The sequence below is a fragment of the Pseudomonas sp. UME65 genome, from assembly GCF_014170225.1.
Lineage (GTDB): Bacteria > Pseudomonadota > Gammaproteobacteria > Pseudomonadales > Pseudomonadaceae > Aquipseudomonas > Aquipseudomonas protegens.
This window is the reverse complement of the sequence record NZ_LZZQ01000004.1, coordinates 513,846-529,041: the sequence shown is the minus strand read 5'-3', so window position 1 is coordinate 529,041 and position 15,196 is coordinate 513,846. Positions and strand designations below refer to the sequence as shown.

12 protein-coding genes and 1 pseudogene are annotated in these 15,196 nt (G+C 65.3%); 5 read left to right on the top strand and 8 right to left on the bottom strand.

What is annotated here, in order from left to right:
• The first annotated feature begins 430 nt into the window (after window positions 1–430).
• Complete coding sequence (locus A9971_RS03475; protein WP_065363518.1) at window positions 431–787, top strand: DUF6572 domain-containing protein; 357 nt, start codon at window positions 431–433, stop codon at window positions 785–787.
• A 220-nt stretch (window positions 788–1,007) separates the two neighbouring features.
• Here A9971_RS03475 and A9971_RS03470 read toward each other — a convergent pair whose 3' ends face one another.
• Window positions 1,008–1,439: a hypothetical protein gene (locus A9971_RS03470; protein ID WP_183000923.1), complete on the bottom strand. Its 432-nt coding sequence runs from the start codon at window positions 1,437–1,439 to the stop codon at window positions 1,008–1,010.
• Window positions 1,440–1,705: 266 nt separating this feature from the next.
• On the opposite strand from A9971_RS03470, the gene A9971_RS03465 reads away from it, so the two are divergent.
• The gene (locus A9971_RS03465) at window positions 1,706–2,062 is read left to right on the top strand and encodes a DUF6572 domain-containing protein (RefSeq protein WP_015634966.1); all 357 of its coding nucleotides are present in this window, start codon (window positions 1,706–1,708) and stop codon (window positions 2,060–2,062) included.
• Between the two features lie 214 nt (window positions 2,063–2,276).
• Here the strand turns inward: A9971_RS03465 and A9971_RS03460 are convergent, their stop codons facing one another.
• Window positions 2,277–3,161 carry a LysR family transcriptional regulator gene (locus tag A9971_RS03460; protein WP_183000922.1) on the bottom strand — a complete coding sequence of 295 codons (885 nt, stop codon included), beginning with the start codon at window positions 3,159–3,161 and terminating at the stop codon, window positions 2,277–2,279.
• Between the two features lie 116 nt (window positions 3,162–3,277).
• On the opposite strand from A9971_RS03460, the gene A9971_RS03455 reads away from it, so the two are divergent.
• Together A9971_RS03455 and A9971_RS03450 are read left to right on the top strand one after the other, a co-directional pair.
• Window positions 3,278–4,657 carry a M20 family metallopeptidase gene (locus tag A9971_RS03455; protein WP_183000921.1) on the top strand — a complete coding sequence of 460 codons (1,380 nt, stop codon included), beginning with the start codon at window positions 3,278–3,280 and terminating at the stop codon, window positions 4,655–4,657.
• A 75-nt stretch (window positions 4,658–4,732) separates the two neighbouring features.
• Window positions 4,733–6,019: an MFS transporter gene (locus A9971_RS03450; protein ID WP_077933761.1), complete on the top strand. Its 1,287-nt coding sequence runs from the start codon at window positions 4,733–4,735 to the stop codon at window positions 6,017–6,019.
• A gap of 224 nt (window positions 6,020–6,243) precedes the next feature.
• Here the strand turns inward: A9971_RS03450 and A9971_RS03445 are convergent, their stop codons facing one another.
• The 6 genes and pseudogenes from A9971_RS03445 to A9971_RS03420 form a co-directional block, all read right to left on the bottom strand.
• The gene (locus tag A9971_RS03445) at window positions 6,244–6,969 is read right to left on the bottom strand and encodes a hypothetical protein (RefSeq protein ID WP_183000920.1); all 726 of its coding nucleotides are present in this window, start codon (window positions 6,967–6,969) and stop codon (window positions 6,244–6,246) included.
• A gap of 142 nt (window positions 6,970–7,111) precedes the next feature.
• Complete coding sequence (locus A9971_RS03440) at window positions 7,112–8,185, bottom strand: 2,3-butanediol dehydrogenase (protein WP_011060473.1); 1,074 nt, start codon at window positions 8,183–8,185, stop codon at window positions 7,112–7,114.
• A gap of 88 nt (window positions 8,186–8,273) precedes the next feature.
• Entirely contained in the window at window positions 8,274–9,386 is a 1,113-nt protein-coding gene (locus A9971_RS03435; protein WP_077933760.1) for an acetoin dehydrogenase dihydrolipoyllysine-residue acetyltransferase subunit, read from the bottom strand.
• Window positions 9,386–10,399, bottom strand: coding sequence for an alpha-ketoacid dehydrogenase subunit beta (locus A9971_RS03430; RefSeq protein ID WP_183000919.1), 1,014 nt, complete (start codon window positions 10,397–10,399; stop codon window positions 9,386–9,388). Before A9971_RS03430 ends, A9971_RS03435 begins: the two co-directional genes overlap by 1 nt.
• A 30-nt stretch (window positions 10,400–10,429) precedes the next feature.
• Entirely contained in the window at window positions 10,430–11,407 is a 978-nt protein-coding gene (locus A9971_RS03425) for a thiamine pyrophosphate-dependent dehydrogenase E1 component subunit alpha (protein WP_065363509.1), read from the bottom strand.
• Between the two features lie 2 nt (window positions 11,408–11,409).
• A pseudogene (locus A9971_RS03420) lies at window positions 11,410–12,485 on the bottom strand (ATP-NAD kinase family protein).
• Between the two features lie 355 nt (window positions 12,486–12,840).
• On the opposite strand from A9971_RS03420, the gene A9971_RS03415 reads away from it, so the two are divergent.
• Window positions 12,841–14,709, top strand: coding sequence for a sigma-54-dependent Fis family transcriptional regulator (locus A9971_RS03415; RefSeq protein WP_183000918.1), 1,869 nt, complete (start codon window positions 12,841–12,843; stop codon window positions 14,707–14,709).
• The last annotated feature ends 487 nt before the right edge of the window (window positions 14,710–15,196 follow it).

Genomic DNA, 15,196 nt, shown 5'->3' with positions numbered 1-15,196 from the left:
CAAACAAGCCGACGACCAGGTTAGCGGCCCACCCGGCACGGCAACGTCGATACTCACTCGGGTCAATCCAGGCCTGTCGGGACGCAGGCCCCACTCGGTCCTCCTGCGCCCATGTCCCCCTTGGCGCGTGAGCATCAGTTAAGTCGAATAACGCGGCCCGCGCCGTCTCGATTTTTCTGGGCAATGGCACCTGGAGCCCGGCATCTATCCACGGGGGGCCTAACAAGCCATAGCAGATGATGGCGTTTTGTCACTACCGTCGATCAGACCGCTGTTGAAAAGAGACGCCGCCGCTCGATCAGGTTGCGCCTGAACGGGGCAAACCCACCCTGGCCTCGCCCACGGGCCGGAACCGCGACCACCGATTGCCCACTGAAGAAACCCATCGCTACGGCCTATAATGCCGCCTCCACGTTCTGAAGGATCAGCAATGTCCATCACCAATCCAAAAGTCATCGATATCTGGGCCATCCCCAAATCGGCGCCCGACAGCCTGCTGTTGATCATGGTCGACCCCCTCGAATGGGGTGACGAAGCGGCACACAGCGAACACCTGCTCCTGCTGCAAGAGAAGATCAACACCTACATCACCTTCATCGAAAGTGAAGAGATCTACAGCGAAATTCCCGATGCCTGCGGTAAACACCTGATTATCCGGGTACTGGGTTTGCACGAACTGCCCGAGCAAGTCGATTGGTTTTTCAAACGCATTACCGAGATCCTCCATGAGCGGAGCATCGGCTTCGATTTCGAGCTGAAAGTGAACCAAGAGGCTCCCAGCCTGTAGCTCGCCCCCTGCGCGCTCGCCGATTGAGCCGCGCGCAGGGACACCTTGTGCAGGCAGGATCAGCGCCCGATCAAGCGCAATGAAATCCACATGCGGCTCATGGAAAACGCGTCGAGCACCCCGCCAGCGTGACGGAGGGAGCCAGCAAAACGCATGGGGTCTTGCCTGTCGTCAGGCTGCCGGCCAGGGCACCGAGAGCGAGCCGGGCGCGAATGAACTTCTATTTGAACTCGAAATACTCTCTCATCATTTCAATTGGCTTCATCGGTTCCACATTCAAGAAACCCAACACCTCAAGAAACCACGAGAGGTTATCTCCCAACACACAAATATCGTCCTCATCATTCGACAGCAGACAAATGGCCAGTCGTGCCTTCAATACCTCCCGATCCTTGAACCCTCGTATTGCCCCTAGCTCATCGATTTTTGCCCACCAGAGTGCAGCCTGCGCCTTGCAGCGTTCAGCAGGAATTTCTCCGGCAACATAGGCTTTCGCCAGGCGCAGAGGATCCTGCTCGCAGTCGGAGAACTGGATCTCCAGTTCTTGCAGAACCTTGATCAGGAAGCCGAGCTGGTGTTTGAGCGCAGCAGAGCTTTGAGTGGCCCGAACAATTGAGCCGATATTGAATTTCTTGAAGTCATCCGGATTCATGCAGCAACCTTGAAACTGAGTAAAGGATCACGACGATGGGGCCCGATCATCATCGGCAACGCGCACATCCTATGGCCAACTATCCATTACGCAACGGTTGTTGGAAAATCGCCGGAGCGGTTCTCGCCATCAGGGCCCGGCCCGGCCACTAGAACAGTTCCTGCATCGTGCGCTGCATGCCCATCCATGCCGCACGCGCAACAGCACCGCCACTAACCCCGGGGCACGTAATACAATCCCCGCCCCCGCCGCCTGAAGGATCAGCCATGTCCGTCACCAATCCCAAAGTCATCGATTTCTGGGGGATCTCCAAGGAGGCTCCCAACGACCTGCTACTGGTGATGACCGACCACCTCGAATGGGGCGACAAGGCGGAACAAGGCGAGCACTTGCTCGTGCTGCAAGAGAAAATCAACAGCTACATCGCCTTCATCGAAAGTGGCGAGATCTACACCGAGATCCCCGGCGCCTATGGCAAGTACCCGATCATCCGGGTCATTGGCTTGTATGAATTGCCCGCGCAGGCCGAGTACTTCATGGCCCGGGTCACCGAAACCCTGAATGACGTGGGCATTGGCTTTGAGTTCGAGCTCAGGGCCGACGAGAGGATTCGCAACATGTAGCCGGGCCGGGCACGGCGCTGCCTCAGGCAGGCTTGATCACAGCCCGGTTGAGGGCAATCACATCCACATGCTGCTGGTGCGAGAAGTGCTCGATCACGTCTTGCAGGTGCACATGCTCCAGGCCATTGGCCGCCATGTCGGCTGAAGCCTTGATCAGGAACTCACCCAGCGCCCTGAGTGTGTCCGGCTCGGCGAGAACGGTCAGCAGCCTCCCTCAGCCCTCTTTCTGCAACCGCACAATCAAGGTCTCGATAAAAAACGCCAGACTTTCCGGCAGCACCCGTTTGGGCATGGTCAGCACCTGAATGTCCCGATCGCCCAAGCGCGGGTTGGACAGCGGCACCGACACCAGCCCATCCATCCCCTGCCCTTCACCACTGATGGCGCTGGCAAAGGCCACCGTATCCGACTGGCGCACAAACTCATGCAGGGCCCCGGAGAAGTTGCAAGTCATCACCTGTTCAAAGCTCAGGCCGTCCATCTGGCACACCAGGTCCAGCAGTTGCCGCTGGGTGGTGCCCTTGGGCGTCAAGGCCACGGGAAACGCCTGCACCTGCTCCAGTGACAGCACCCCGGCGCTGGCCAGCGGATGCCCGGCGCGCATCAGGGCGCGAATCGGCGAGCGGATCGAGTAGCACACGTTGACCCCCTCCACCGGCTCGGTGCTGAAGGTCAGCCCCACGTCCGCCTCGCCCCGGCGAATGCGCTGCACGCACTCGTGGGGCGAGATCACGTCCAGGCGGTACTCGGCTCCGGGCCGCAGGCGGTAATGCTCCAGCAGCACCCGGGGCAGGAAATACCGCGACAGGCCCTCGGTGGATACCAGGCGGATCACCTTGGCCCCCGGGTAACCCTCGCCCCGCAGTTCGGCGAGGATGTTCTCCTGTTCCAGCCAGGTGCGCCGGGCGTGTTCGGCCAGGGCTTCGCCAGCGGCGGTGAGTTGCATGCCCCGCGGGCGCCGCTCGAACAGCGCCACGCCAACGCTCTCTTCCAGTAGGGCGATCTGCCGGCTCACCGCGCTGGGGGCGATGTGCAAACGCTCCCCCGCCGCGGCCAGGGAGCCCGCATCGATCACCGCCAGAAAATACCGATAGTCCATCTGCATCCCCTTGCCAGGCATCCAATTTTTAGAATCATGCCTTCAAAAAACAGCAATATACAGATGCCTTTGCCAACTCCACCATGGGCCCGTTCCCTTGCCCGACCGGAGTTGCAATGACCAAGCAAGCTGCCCTCGCCGGCGTTCGCCAGTACCTGGACGACGGCCATTTTGAACAGGACCTGCGACGCCGGGTGGCGTTTCGCAGTGACAGCCAGGACCCGGCCCATGCCGATGAACTGCCGCGCTACCTGCTGGAGGAAATCCAGCCGCTGCTGCAGCGCCTGGGCTTCGACTGCCACATGCTGGCCAACCCCGAGGCCGGTGGGCCGTTCCTGATTGCAACGCGCCTGGAAGACCCAGCCCTGCACACAGTGCTCAGCTACGGCCACGGCGACGTGGTGCCGGGTTACGCCGAACAGTGGCGCACGGGCCTGAATCCCTGGCAGCTGACCCTGGAGGGCGAACGCTGGTACGGCCGTGGCACCGCCGACAACAAGGGCCAGCACAGCATCAACCTGACCGCCCTGGAGCAAGTGCTAAAGGCCCGCGACGGGCGACTGGGCTTCAACCTCAAGCTGCTGTTCGAGATGGGTGAGGAAGCCGGTTCCCCGGGGCTGCGCCAGCTGTGCCAGGAGCAGCGCGAAATGTTGCGGGCCGATGTGTTCATCGCCTCCGACGGCCCACGGCTGAATCAGGCCCGGCCGACGCTGTTCCTTGGCTCCCGCGGTTCAGCGCAGTTCCGCCTAGAGGTAAACACCCGGGACAAGGGCCTGCACTCGGGCAACTGGGGCGGGGTGATGAGCAACCCCGGCGTGGTACTGGCCAACGCCCTGGCCAGCCTGGTGGACCAGAACGGCCGCATCCGCTGCCGCGAACTGCTGCCGGCGAACATTCCCGACAACGTGCGCGCCGCCATCGCCGACCTGGAGATTGACCGCGACTCCCTGGGCCGCCCGCTGGACGAACACTGGGGCGAACCGGGGCTGACCCTGGGCGAGCGCCTGTTTGCCTGGAACACCCTGGAAATCCTCGCTTTCAGCACCGGCAATCCGCAAAAGCCGGTGAACGCGATTCCGCCCCGGGCCGTGGCCTTCTGCCAATTGCGCTTTGTCCTCGGCACGCCCTGGCAGCAGCTGGAAAACCTGCTGCGGGCGCACCTGGACCGCGAAGGTTTCAGCCAGGTGGAGATCGTCATGGAGCGCTGCTCCCCGGCCACCCGCCTGGACCCGGACCACCCCTGGGTCAGGTTCGCCAAGACCTCGATTGCAGGTAGCAGTGCGCAGCGCCTGGCGCTGTTGCCGAACCTGGCGGGCACCCTGCCCAACGACATCTTCGCCGAAGTGCTGGGGCTGCCGACCCTGTGGATTCCCCACTCCTACCCCGGCTGCTCGCAGCACGCCCCGGACGAACACCTGCTGCTGCCGGTGATTCGTGAAGGCCTGGAGATCATGACGGCCCTGTTCTGGGACCTGGGGGACCTGCCCCGGACCTGAGGCCATCGCTTACCCCGCCCGGCCCTGGCCGGGCACCTGTCGCTCAAAATCCAACAATAAGCAGGAGCGTCCTGTATGACAGCGTTAGCCACCACCTCGACCGCGACCCGGGTCGAACCCAAGGCCCTGTGGAAACCCATAGGCGCCGCCCTGATCGGCAACACCCTGGAGTGGTTCGACCTGTCGATCTACGCCTACTTCGCCCTGACCATCAGCCAGGTGTTCTTTCCCACCGCGGACCCGACCTTCTCCCTGCTGCTGGCCTTCGCCACCTTCGGCATCTCGTTCCTGATCCGCCCCCTGGGCGCGGCGGTACTGGGCTCCTACGCCGACCGCAAGGGCCGCAAGAAGGCCCTGACCCTGTCGATCCTGATCATGCTGACGGGCACCCTGCTGATCGCCATCATGCCCAGCTACGCCACCCTGGGCCTCGCCGCGCCGATCGGCATCCTCCTGGCCCGGCTGCTGCAAGGCTTCTCTGCCGGTGGCGAGTTCGGCACCTCCACCGCCTTCATGCTGGAACACGCGCCGCCGCGCACCCGGCACTTTGTCGCCAGCCTGCAATTCGCCAGCCAGGGCTTTGGCGTGGTCATCGCCTCGACCTTCGGCTACTTCCTGACCAAGCACCTCGATGCCCAGCAGATGCTCGACTGGGGCTGGCGCGTGCCGTTCTTCTTCGGCCTGCTGCTGGGCCCGGTGGGCCTGTACATCCGCCGTACGGTGGACGAGTCGCCGGACTTCAAGGCCAGCGAACCGGGGGAACGCCCTTTGCGCGAAGTGCTGGTGACCCAGAAGACCCTGCTGCTGATCGCCATGGGCACCCTGGTGGTGTCGACCGCCTCGAACTACATGATCCAGTACATGCCGTCCTACGCCGCCACCAGCCTGAACATCGCCCAGTCCTCGGGCTTTTTGGCGACCCTTACCGGCGGCCTGATCCTGACCATCATCACGCCCATCGTCGGCTACCTGTCCGGCCATATCGGTCGCCTGAAAATCATGCTGGCAGCGGCGGTGGTCTATGCCGTGGCGATCCTGCCGGCGTTCTTCTGGCTCAACAGCCGCCCCAGTGCCAGCTCGCTGCTGCTGGTGGTGGCGCTGATGGCCCTGATCAAGGCGGTGTACTTCGCCCCGCTGCCGTCGCTGATGGCGGACATCTTCCCGGTGCGCACCCGGGTCACCGGCATGTCGCTGAGCTACAACCTGGGGGTCACGATCTTCGGCGGTTTTGCACCGGTGATCGCTACCGGATTGATTGCCCTGACCGGCTCACAGCTGGCACCGAGTTTCTACCTGATGCTGGCGGCGGCGTTGAGCGTCGTAGCCCTGGTGATGGCCCGCAAGAAACTCGGCATGACCTGAAATGCGACCGTTTTTTGCGCGGGGCAAAAGCGCCGCGTAGGAGCCGGCTTGCCGGCGAAGAGGCCCGCGAGACATGCAGCGCCTGGACGGGCGCCTTCGCTGGCAAGCCAGCTCCTACAGCAGGCAGATAGTCCGTGCAGTTCCCCGTAGGAGCCGGCTTGCCGGCGAAAAGGCCCGCGAGACATGCAGCGTCTGGACGGGCGCCTTCGCTGGCAAGCCAGCTCCTACTGCACCGGCAAGAAATTCATCAGCAGCAGGCTCTGCGCGTAATTGAACCCCACCCGCCGGTAGCGCTCATCGAGAATCTGCGTGAGCAAATCCAGGCGCGCGACGATCTTGCCGAACTCCACGGCAAAACTCAGGTTGCTGCCCTCCTCGGAAATCTCGTTGGAGAACAGCAACAGCACCCCATTGGCATCCTGGCGCTGGCTCAGCAGCCAGGTGGCCTTCTCGATATTGCGCGCGGCGTTGCTGATGAATTGCGGGTCGATGGTATCGGTCATGTAGAACTCGGTGCGCCCGCCATGGGCGGTCACCAGCATGCTGCCAATGGCATAGATGAAGGCCCCCACCCGATCGCCCTGGAACTCAGGGCTCAGGGAATAGCTCAGGGCCATCAGGTCGCGACGATCCCCCAGGGCCGGCAGCGGCTGGCGCTTTTCGATGGCATTGCGGATCTCGCGCTGGGCCGTGGTGCCATCGGGGAAACCCGACTTGCGCCACTGGCTGGGGTTGCGCAGGTAGAGCTTGCCCATCAGCAGGTACAGGCTCTGCAGGTTGTCGCGCATGCCGATGGTGGCCATGCGATCGACGCTGGTCTGGAAGAATTCGTCAGGCTTGCCTTCACGAAACTGTTTGGCAAAATCGCGCCCTTGCTGTTGGGTACAGGCCGTGGCGCCAAGCATCAGCAGCGCCACCAGGAACAGGCGCTGAAAGCGGGTTTGCATCATGCAAGAAGAGGGAGCGTAGGCCATCGGCACCGGGTCGGAATTCACGGGCTGCGGCGGGGATCGGCGCGGCCAGGCCAGGTGATAGAACGCAAAACTGTAAAAAAGTGCGATGGCCGCGGCCGGCCATCGCCAAATCGCTCGTTTACGAGCGTCGCAACTGACCGGGGGACACGATGATCTTGACGTTGTGCTCCTTGTTGTTGACCAGTTCCTCGAAGCCCTGGCCGACAATCTCTTCCAGCTGGATGCGCCCGGTCACCAGGGGCGAAATATCCAGCCGGCCATCGGCGATAAAGGCGATCACATCGGCGAACTCACCGTTGTAGGCCAGGGCCCCCAGCACCGTTTTCTCGGTGGCCACCAGCTCGAAGAAGTTGAACTCGCTGGGCTCTTCGAATATCCCCACCAGCACGCACTTGCCGGCCTTGCGGATCAGGTCGATGGCCAGCTTGGCGGTGTGCTTGTTGCCTATGCACTCAAAGCTGACATCGGCCCCCAGCCCGCCGGTCAGGCGCTTGACCTCGGCCAGGGCGTCGCACTCCTTGGGGTCGAGCACGTGGGTCGCGCCCACCTCCAGGGCCTTGGCCTTGCGCGCGCCGGACATTTCCAGGGCGATCACCTGGGCCGCGCCGGCGGCCTTGGCGCACATGATGGTGCACAGGCCGATGGTGCCGGCGCCGACCACCACCACGTTCTGCCCCAACAAACTGCCGGCTTTTTTCACCGCGTGCATGCCCACCGCCAGCGGCTCGATCAGCGCTCCGGCCTCGGCGGGAAAGTTGGCCGGCAAGGCGTACAGCAGGTTGGCCGGCACGTTGACCAATTCGGCGAAGGCGCCGTTGTTCATCAGCCCGGTAAAGGCCAGGTTTTCGCAGATGTTGTACAGGCCGTGGGTGCAGTAGTAGCAGGTGCCGCAGTGCTGGCAGGCGTCGGCGGCCACCGGCTGGCCAACGCTGAAACCCTGGACCCCTTCGCCCAGGGCGACGATTTCGCCGCAGAACTCGTGGCCGAGGATGCACTGGCCCTTGATCCCGGTCAGCGGGTGCGGTGCGTCCACCGGAATGAACACCGGCCCGGCCACGTATTCGTGCAGGTCGGAGCCGCAGATGCCGCACCAATCGACGCGGATCTGCACCCAGCCGGCAGGCGGCGCGTCGGGCAGCGGTACGTCTTCGACGCGGATATCGTGGCGGCCGTGCCAGACCGCGGCACGCATGCTGGGAACAGGCTTGAGGGAAACACTCATCTTGGCTTCTCCTTATTCTTGTAGAGCTGCGACGGCCCCCTGGCCGCCGCAGAACACCTCAGTGCTGCTGGATAAAGTCGAGGATCAGGCGGTTGACCTGCTCCGCCGCTTCCATCTGCAGCATGTGCCCCTGCCCCGGCAGCACCTCGATCTGCGCCTTGAGATCGGCGCTGTGGCTCACCGGAATGATCCGGTCGTCGCTGCCCCAGATCACCAGCACCGGCTGCGGGCCGTCCTGCACCACCGGGCGCAGGTCGGCCTGCTGGCGGCCGTCGGCAAACAGGTTGCCGGCCAACTGCCCGAGGGCCGCTTGCACCCCTTCCAGGCGCTTGTACTTGAGCATGTCGTCGAGCATCTGCCGGTTCACCAGCTCGGCGTTGGAGAACAACTGCACCAGCTGCGGCTTGAGCGCATTGCGGTTGCTGGCCTCGACAAAACCTTGCAGGTAGTCGCCGTTGATCTCGCGGCCCAGCCCGGCGCTGCCGATCAGGGTCAGGGAACGCACGCGGTCCGGCGCCAGCCGCGCGGTGTTGAGGGACACCGCGCCGCCCATGGAGTGGCCCACCAGATGGGCCACGGGAATCTCCAGGTGATCCAGCAGCGCCAGCAGCACTTCGCTCAATTCATCCAGGTCGCCCCGTTGCAGGGCCTTGGTCGATTCGCCGTGGCCCGGCAGGTCGAGGGCGATCACCCGGCGCCCGGCGGCCAGGGCTTCGTGGTTGAACAGCCAGTTGTTGAGGTCGCCGCCAAAGCCGTGCACCAGCAGCAGCGGCGTACCGCCTTCACCGCGCTCGAAATAGCGGATCAGGCGGCCGCCCAGTTCGACCTTCTGCGGGGCCGGGCCGCTGTCTTCATCGGCGCTGTCGCCGGGCACGAAGCTGGCCTGGAACTGCTCGATCACCGCGTCGATCTCGGCGTCACTGGCCTCGCCTTCGACCACGATGCCCAGCAGCGCGCCCACCGCCAGGGTCTCGTCCTGGCGGGCGATCTGCCGACGCAGGATGCCGGAGAACGGCGCCTCGACGCTGCTGGAGATCTTGTCGGTCTCCACGTCCAGCACTTCATCGCCCTTGCTGATGCTCTGGCCTTCTTCCTTGAGCCAGGCATCGACCCGGCCCTCGGTCATCGACAGGCCCCACTTGGGCATGGTCAGGGTATGGATCTGGCTCATCAGCGGCTCCACTCGATCACGGTGAGCACGGCTTTCTCGATCTTCGCCGCGTCGGGGATGTACAGGTCTTCCAGGGCGTCGGAGAACGGCACTGGGGTGTGGGGCGCGGTGACCATTTCGATCGGCGCCTTGAGGGAGGCGAAGGCTTTCTGCGCCACCAGGGCCGAGATGTCGGTGGCCATGGAGCAGCGCGGGTTGGCTTCGTCGATCACCACCAGGCGCCCGGTCTTCTCCACGCTTTCCAGGATGCTGTCTTCATCCAGCGGGCTGGTGGTGCGCAGGTCGATCACCTCGCAGTCGATACCGCGCCCGGCCAAGCTGCGGGCCGCGTCCAGGGCGGTATTCACCGTGCGCCCGTAGGACACCAGGGTCATGTCCTTGCCGTCGCGCAGGAAGTTGGCCTCGCCGAAGGGAATCGCGTAGGACTCCTCCGGCACTTCGCCCTGCAGGCTGTAGAGCAGCTTGTGCTCGCAGAAGATCACCGGGTCGTTGTCGCGGATGGCCTGGATCAGCAGGCCCTTGGCGTCGTAGGGCGACGAGGGGCAGACCACTTTCAGCCCGGGGATGTGGGTCCACAGCGAGGTGAGCATTTGCGAGTGCTGGGCCGCGGCGCGCAGGCCGGCGCCGACCATGGTGCGGATCACCAGCGGGGTCTGGGCCTTGCCGCCGAACATGTAGCGAAACTTCGCCGCCTGATTGAGGATCTGGTCCAGGCAGCAGCCGGCGAAGTCGACGAACATCAGCTCGCACACCGGGCGCACGCCACGGGTGGCGGCGCCGACCGCAGCGCCGACGTAGCCGATCTCCGACAGCGGGGTGTCCAGCACCCGCCCGGGGAATTGATGGTAGAGGCCCTTGGTCACCCCGAGCACGCCGCCCCAGGCGTCGTTGTCGCCGGGGGCGCCGGCGCCGCCCGCCACGTCTTCACCCATGATGAACACGCTGGGGTCGCGCCGCATTTCCTGGGCCAGGGCTTCGTTGATGGCCTGCTGGTAACTGATTTTTCTCGCCATGATGGTGGTCTCTTGTTGTTCTGTGGGGCGTTATGGATAAGCGACGTAGACGTCGCTGAGCAGGTCGGCGGGGCTCGGTTTGGGGTCGGACTTGGCCTTGCGCACCGCGTCTTCGATCAGCGCTTCCACGTCGGCATCGATCTGGTCCAGCTGGCTGGCCTGCACCAGGCCCGAACGGGTGGTGCGCTCGCGGAACTGCATCAGGCAGTCGTTGTGCTCGCGGTAATGCTTGACCTCATCCGGCGCGCGGTAGGTCTGGGCGTCGCCCTCGAAGTGGCCGTAGTAGCGGGTCAGCTTGACCTCGATCAGCGACGGCCCCTCCCCGGCCCGGGCCCGCTCCACGGCGGCGCCGGCAGCTTCGTGCACGGCGAAGAAATCAAAGCCGTCCACCGTCACCCCGGGCATGCCGAAGCCGGCGGCGCGGTCGGCGATGTGGTCGCAGGCCACCGACCAGTTGGAGGCCGTGGCCTCGGCGTAGCCGTTGTTCTCGGCGATGAACAGGCACGGCAGGTTCCACACCGAGGCCATGTTCATGGCCTCGAACACCGCGCCTTCGTTGGAGCCGCCGTCGCCGAAGAACACCACCGACACGCCGTCGGTGCCTTGCAGCCGGGCGGCCAGGGCCGCGCCCACCACCAGCGGCGCCCCGGCGCCGACGATGCCGTTGGCGCCGAGCATGCCCTTCTCGAAATCGGCGATGTGCATGGAGCCGCCCTTGCCCTGGCAGACCCCGGTCTTCTTGCCGTAGATCTCCGCCATCATCCCGAAGACGTCCACGCCCTTGGCGATGCAATGGCCGTGGCCCCGGTGGTTGGAGGCGATGCAGTCATCGTCCCGCAGGTGGGCCATGACCCCGGCGGCCGAGGCTTCCTCACCGGCATAGAGGTGGACAAAACCGGGGATCTCGCCGGTGGCGAATTCCACGTGCAGGCGTTCTTCGAATGCGCGGATGGTGCGCATCACCCGGTAGGCGTGGAGCAACTGATCAGTGGTCAGGGGTGTCGACATTTTTATTCTCCAGGGTGTCTTCGGACTGAAGGTTCACGGGGTGTTGCCGGTGATGGCGGTCGATGGCCAGCAGGCGCTGGCGCGCCGCGTGTTCCAGGACCGCGTTGACGTCGATGCTCAGCGGGCCGCCGGCATCCAGGGTGACCGTGGGCCGGTCGTGGGGGTTGAATTCGATCTCGCGCTCGCCGTCCAGGGCCAGGGTGCCGGCGCTCAGGCACAGGGCTTGGGGCACATCGGCTGGCAGGTAACCGGCCTCCAGCACCCCGCAGCCTTGCAACAAGCCCGGGGCCAGGGGCACCAGCAGCGCTTCTGGGGACTGCGGGTCCAGGCGCATCCAGGCGCCGTGGGCTTCCTGGCGAGTCACCGGCAACCACAGCCCGCAGAGCGCGGAAATGCCAATGGACTGGGGTTCGGCGAAGGTCACGAACACCTCGGCCAGATCACTGGCGCGGCTGATGGCCCGGGCGCCGACAAAGGCCAGGGGCGACACCGCCACGTCCACCAGGGCCACCTCACACAGGCCCCGGGACGGCTCGCGCACCAGCAGCCGCTTGTTGCGCCGCAGGGCGATCTCGGCGGGCACCCGGCCGCTGGCGTAGAGCCCACCGGCCAGCCCCGCGCTGGTGGCTTCGCGCAGTTCCGGAAAGGCGTTGTTGGTGCCGGTGGACAGGGTCAGCAGCGGAATGTCGCCGACCTCGGCAGCCACCGCCTTGTGGGTGCCATCGCCACCGAGCACGGCGATCAGCGACACCCCGCGCTCGGCCATCCAGCGTGCGGCTTGGCGGGTGTCCTCGACGCTCTGGCGCAGGGTCAGGTCGAGAAACTCCAGGGCTGGCCAGTGCTGCTCCCGGGCCTGGCGGCTACGGCTGTTTTTCTGCACCGCGGCGGCGATGCCGGTCATGTCAGTGGGCATCAGCACCTGGGTGATGCCGGTGGCGCCAAAGGCCGCCAGCAGGCGCTGGATCACCGAGACCTTGTCGGTGCTGGAGAACAGGCCGGCGTTGGCGGTGAGGCGGCGCACATCACGGCCCGAAGCCGGGTTGGCGATGATGCCGACGGTGAGGGGGCGGCGGTTCATGGGCTCACCGCGGGCGGAGCACAGGCAGGAGAAAACATCGGGCACCTCGTTCTTATTCTTCGATGGGCCAGTCGACGCGGGTTGCCGAGAACTGGTTGCCAAGAGCCAGAGCAAGGCCGGTGCCAGTTATGGAAAAACCGCTGCAAAGGCCCGTGGCAGAGCGGCTGTTGCACTCGCCTGCAGGTGTCGGGAAGCCCTGCGCCTGAGACGTTGCATGTCAGGCTGCACGGGGCCTTGGCGAGACCCTGAGACGTTGCGTCTCAGCGCCCCCACGGCGCCGCCCGGTGCTTGTCGGGAGCCGCGGATCGGCGCTTAATGCGCCCACAACGATAAGAAGCTGCAACCGGAGGCCTTCATGCTTTCCGCACATTCAAAAGCCCATGTGGACTGCGTCAGCCGGGTCCTGAAAAACGCCGATCACCTGCCCCAGGCGCCGGTGCCGAGCCTGATCCTCGATTCCTGGCGCCGCTCCATGGAGCAGCACCAACTGGACCCCGGCTCGCTGCAGGGGCCGCGCATCCTGTCCGAAAACGTGCTCAAGGAATGCCGCGAGCGTTCCGAGCTGTTCCTGCGCATCGCCAGCGAAGAAGTGGCCCGCCTGCATGGCCGGGTGCGCGACGCCGACTACTGCGTGCTGCTCACCGACGCCCAGGGCCAGACCATCGACTACCGGGTGGAATCCACCCTGCGCAACGACTGCCGCAAGGCCGGGCTGTACCTGGGCACCTGCTGGTCGGAGGGTGAAGAAGGCACCTGCGGCGTGGCAGCGGTGCTTACCGCGCGCGCGCCGATCACCGTGCACAAGCGCGACCACTTTCGCGCCGCCTTCATCGGCCTGACCTGCTCCGCCGCCCCGGTGTTCGATCCCCAGGGCGAGCTGCTGGGGGTGCTGGATGTGTCGGCGGTGCGCTCCCCGGATGACCGCCGTTCCCAGCACCTGATCCGGCAGATGGTGGTGCAGAGCGCGCGGGAGATCGAACAGGCGTTCTTCATGAACAGCGCCCAGGGCTACTGGGTGCTACGGGCCCATGCCAGCCCGGGCTATGTCGACAGCCAGCCGGATTACCTGCTGGCCTGGGACGACGACGGTTGCCTGCGCGCGCTCAACCCGGCGGCGCGCCATTACCTGCTGCGCCGCTATGGCTGCTTGCCCCAGCACATCGCCCAGGTGTTCGACCCGCAGCTGTTGCAGCGCGCCCGCGACGAAGCCCTGTGCCCCCTTTCCGATAACCTCCACGGCCGCCTGCAAGCGCCAAGGCGCCCGGCACAGCGCCCGCGCCTGAGCCTGGCCGGCGAACCGCTGGACCCGCGGGTGGAACAGAGCCTGCGCCTGGCGGTGCGGGTCAAGGACCGCCACCTGCCGGTGCTGATCCAGGGCGAGACCGGCTCCGGCAAAGAAGTCTTCGCCCGCCAGCTGCACCAGGCCAGCCAGCGTCGGGACCGGCCCTTTGTCGCGGTGAACTGCGCGGCGATTCCCGAGAACCTGATCGAAAGCGAACTGTTCGGCTACGTCGCCGGAGCCTTTACCGGCGCTTCGAACAAGGGCATGCAGGGCCTGCTGCAACAGGCCGATGGCGGCACCCTGTTCCTCGATGAGATCGGCGACATGCCCCTGGCCTTGCAGACCCGCCTGCTGCGGGTGCTGGCCGAGGGTGAAGTGGCGCCCCTGGGGGCCGCGCAACGCAAGGCGGTGGATATCCAGGTGATCTGCGCCACCCACCGAGACCTGGAAGCGCTGGTGGCCGAGGGCAGCTTTCGCGAGGACCTGTATTTCCGCCTGGGGGGCGCGCGCTTTCAGTTGCCACCGCTGCGCGAGCGCAGCGACCGGCTGGCGCTGATCACCCGGATTGTCGAAGAGGAATCCAAGCGCTGCGGTGCGCCGGTGCAACTGGGCAATGCGGCGCTGGAATGCCTGCTGGGCTACCGCTGGCCGGGCAACGTGCGGCAATTGCGCCATGTGCTGCGCTACGCCTGCGCGGTGTGCGAAGGACCGCTGATCCAACTGCATGACTTGCCCGAACAACTGCGCGGCGCCGAGGCCGAAAGCGCCCTGCCCGCCCTGGAAACCGCCACCAGCCCCGAGCGCCAGGCCCTGCTGGATGCCCTGGTGCGCCACCGCTGGAAACCCGTGGCGGCAGCCAAGGCCCTGGGCATTTCCCGCGCCACCCTGTACCGCCGCGTGCAGCAGCACGGCATCCAGATGCCCGGCCGCAGCCCGGCCTAATCCACACCGACCGTAGGCGCCGGCTTGCCGGCGAACAGGCCCTCGGATGGGGCGGTGATCTTGCGGGCGCCTTCGCTGGCAAGCCAGCTCCTACAAGGGACTGCGTGATGGGACGAAATCCGTAGGAGCCGGCTTGCCGGCGAACAGGCCCTTGGATCGGGCGGTGATCTTGCGGGCGCCTTCGCTGGCAAGCCAGCTCCTACAACGGACTGCGTGATGGGACGAAATCCGTAGGAGCCGGCTTCCCGGCGAACAGGCCCTCGGATCAGGCGGTGATCTTGCGGGCGCCTTCGCTGGCAAGCCAGCTCCTACAACGGACTGCGTGATGGGATGAAATCCGTAGGAGCCGGCTTGCCGGCGAACAGGCCCTCGGATGGGGCGGTGATCTTGCGGGCGCCTTCGCTGGCAAGCCAGCTCCTACAAGGGACTGCGTGACGGGACGAAATCCGTAGGCGCCGGCTTGCCGGCGAACAGGCCCTTGGATGGG

What these genes read in the sequence shown, in the direction of transcription:
- A9971_RS03475 (WP_065363518.1), top strand. Translation starts at nt 431, where the DNA reads ATGTCCATCACCAATCCAAAAGTCATCGATATCTGGGCCATCCCCAAA.
- A9971_RS03470 (WP_183000923.1), bottom strand. Translation starts at nt 1,439, where the DNA reads ATGAATCCGGATGACTTCAAGAAATTCAATATCGGCTCAATTGTTCGG.
- A9971_RS03465 (WP_015634966.1), top strand. Translation starts at nt 1,706, where the DNA reads ATGTCCGTCACCAATCCCAAAGTCATCGATTTCTGGGGGATCTCCAAG.
- A9971_RS03460 (WP_183000922.1), bottom strand. Translation starts at nt 3,161, where the DNA reads ATGGACTATCGGTATTTTCTGGCGGTGATCGATGCGGGCTCCCTGGCC.
- A9971_RS03455 (WP_183000921.1), top strand. Translation starts at nt 3,278, where the DNA reads ATGACCAAGCAAGCTGCCCTCGCCGGCGTTCGCCAGTACCTGGACGAC.
- A9971_RS03450 (WP_077933761.1), top strand. Translation starts at nt 4,733, where the DNA reads ATGACAGCGTTAGCCACCACCTCGACCGCGACCCGGGTCGAACCCAAG.
- A9971_RS03445 (WP_183000920.1), bottom strand. Translation starts at nt 6,969, where the DNA reads ATGATGCAAACCCGCTTTCAGCGCCTGTTCCTGGTGGCGCTGCTGATG.
- A9971_RS03440 (WP_011060473.1), bottom strand. Translation starts at nt 8,185, where the DNA reads ATGCGTGCCGCGGTCTGGCACGGCCGCCACGATATCCGCGTCGAAGAC.
- A9971_RS03435 (WP_077933760.1), bottom strand. Translation starts at nt 9,386, where the DNA reads ATGAGCCAGATCCATACCCTGACCATGCCCAAGTGGGGCCTGTCGATG.
- A9971_RS03430 (WP_183000919.1), bottom strand. Translation starts at nt 10,399, where the DNA reads ATGGCGAGAAAAATCAGTTACCAGCAGGCCATCAACGAAGCCCTGGCC.
- A9971_RS03425 (WP_065363509.1), bottom strand. Translation starts at nt 11,407, where the DNA reads ATGTCGACACCCCTGACCACTGATCAGTTGCTCCACGCCTACCGGGTG.
- A9971_RS03415 (WP_183000918.1), top strand. Translation starts at nt 12,841, where the DNA reads ATGCTTTCCGCACATTCAAAAGCCCATGTGGACTGCGTCAGCCGGGTC.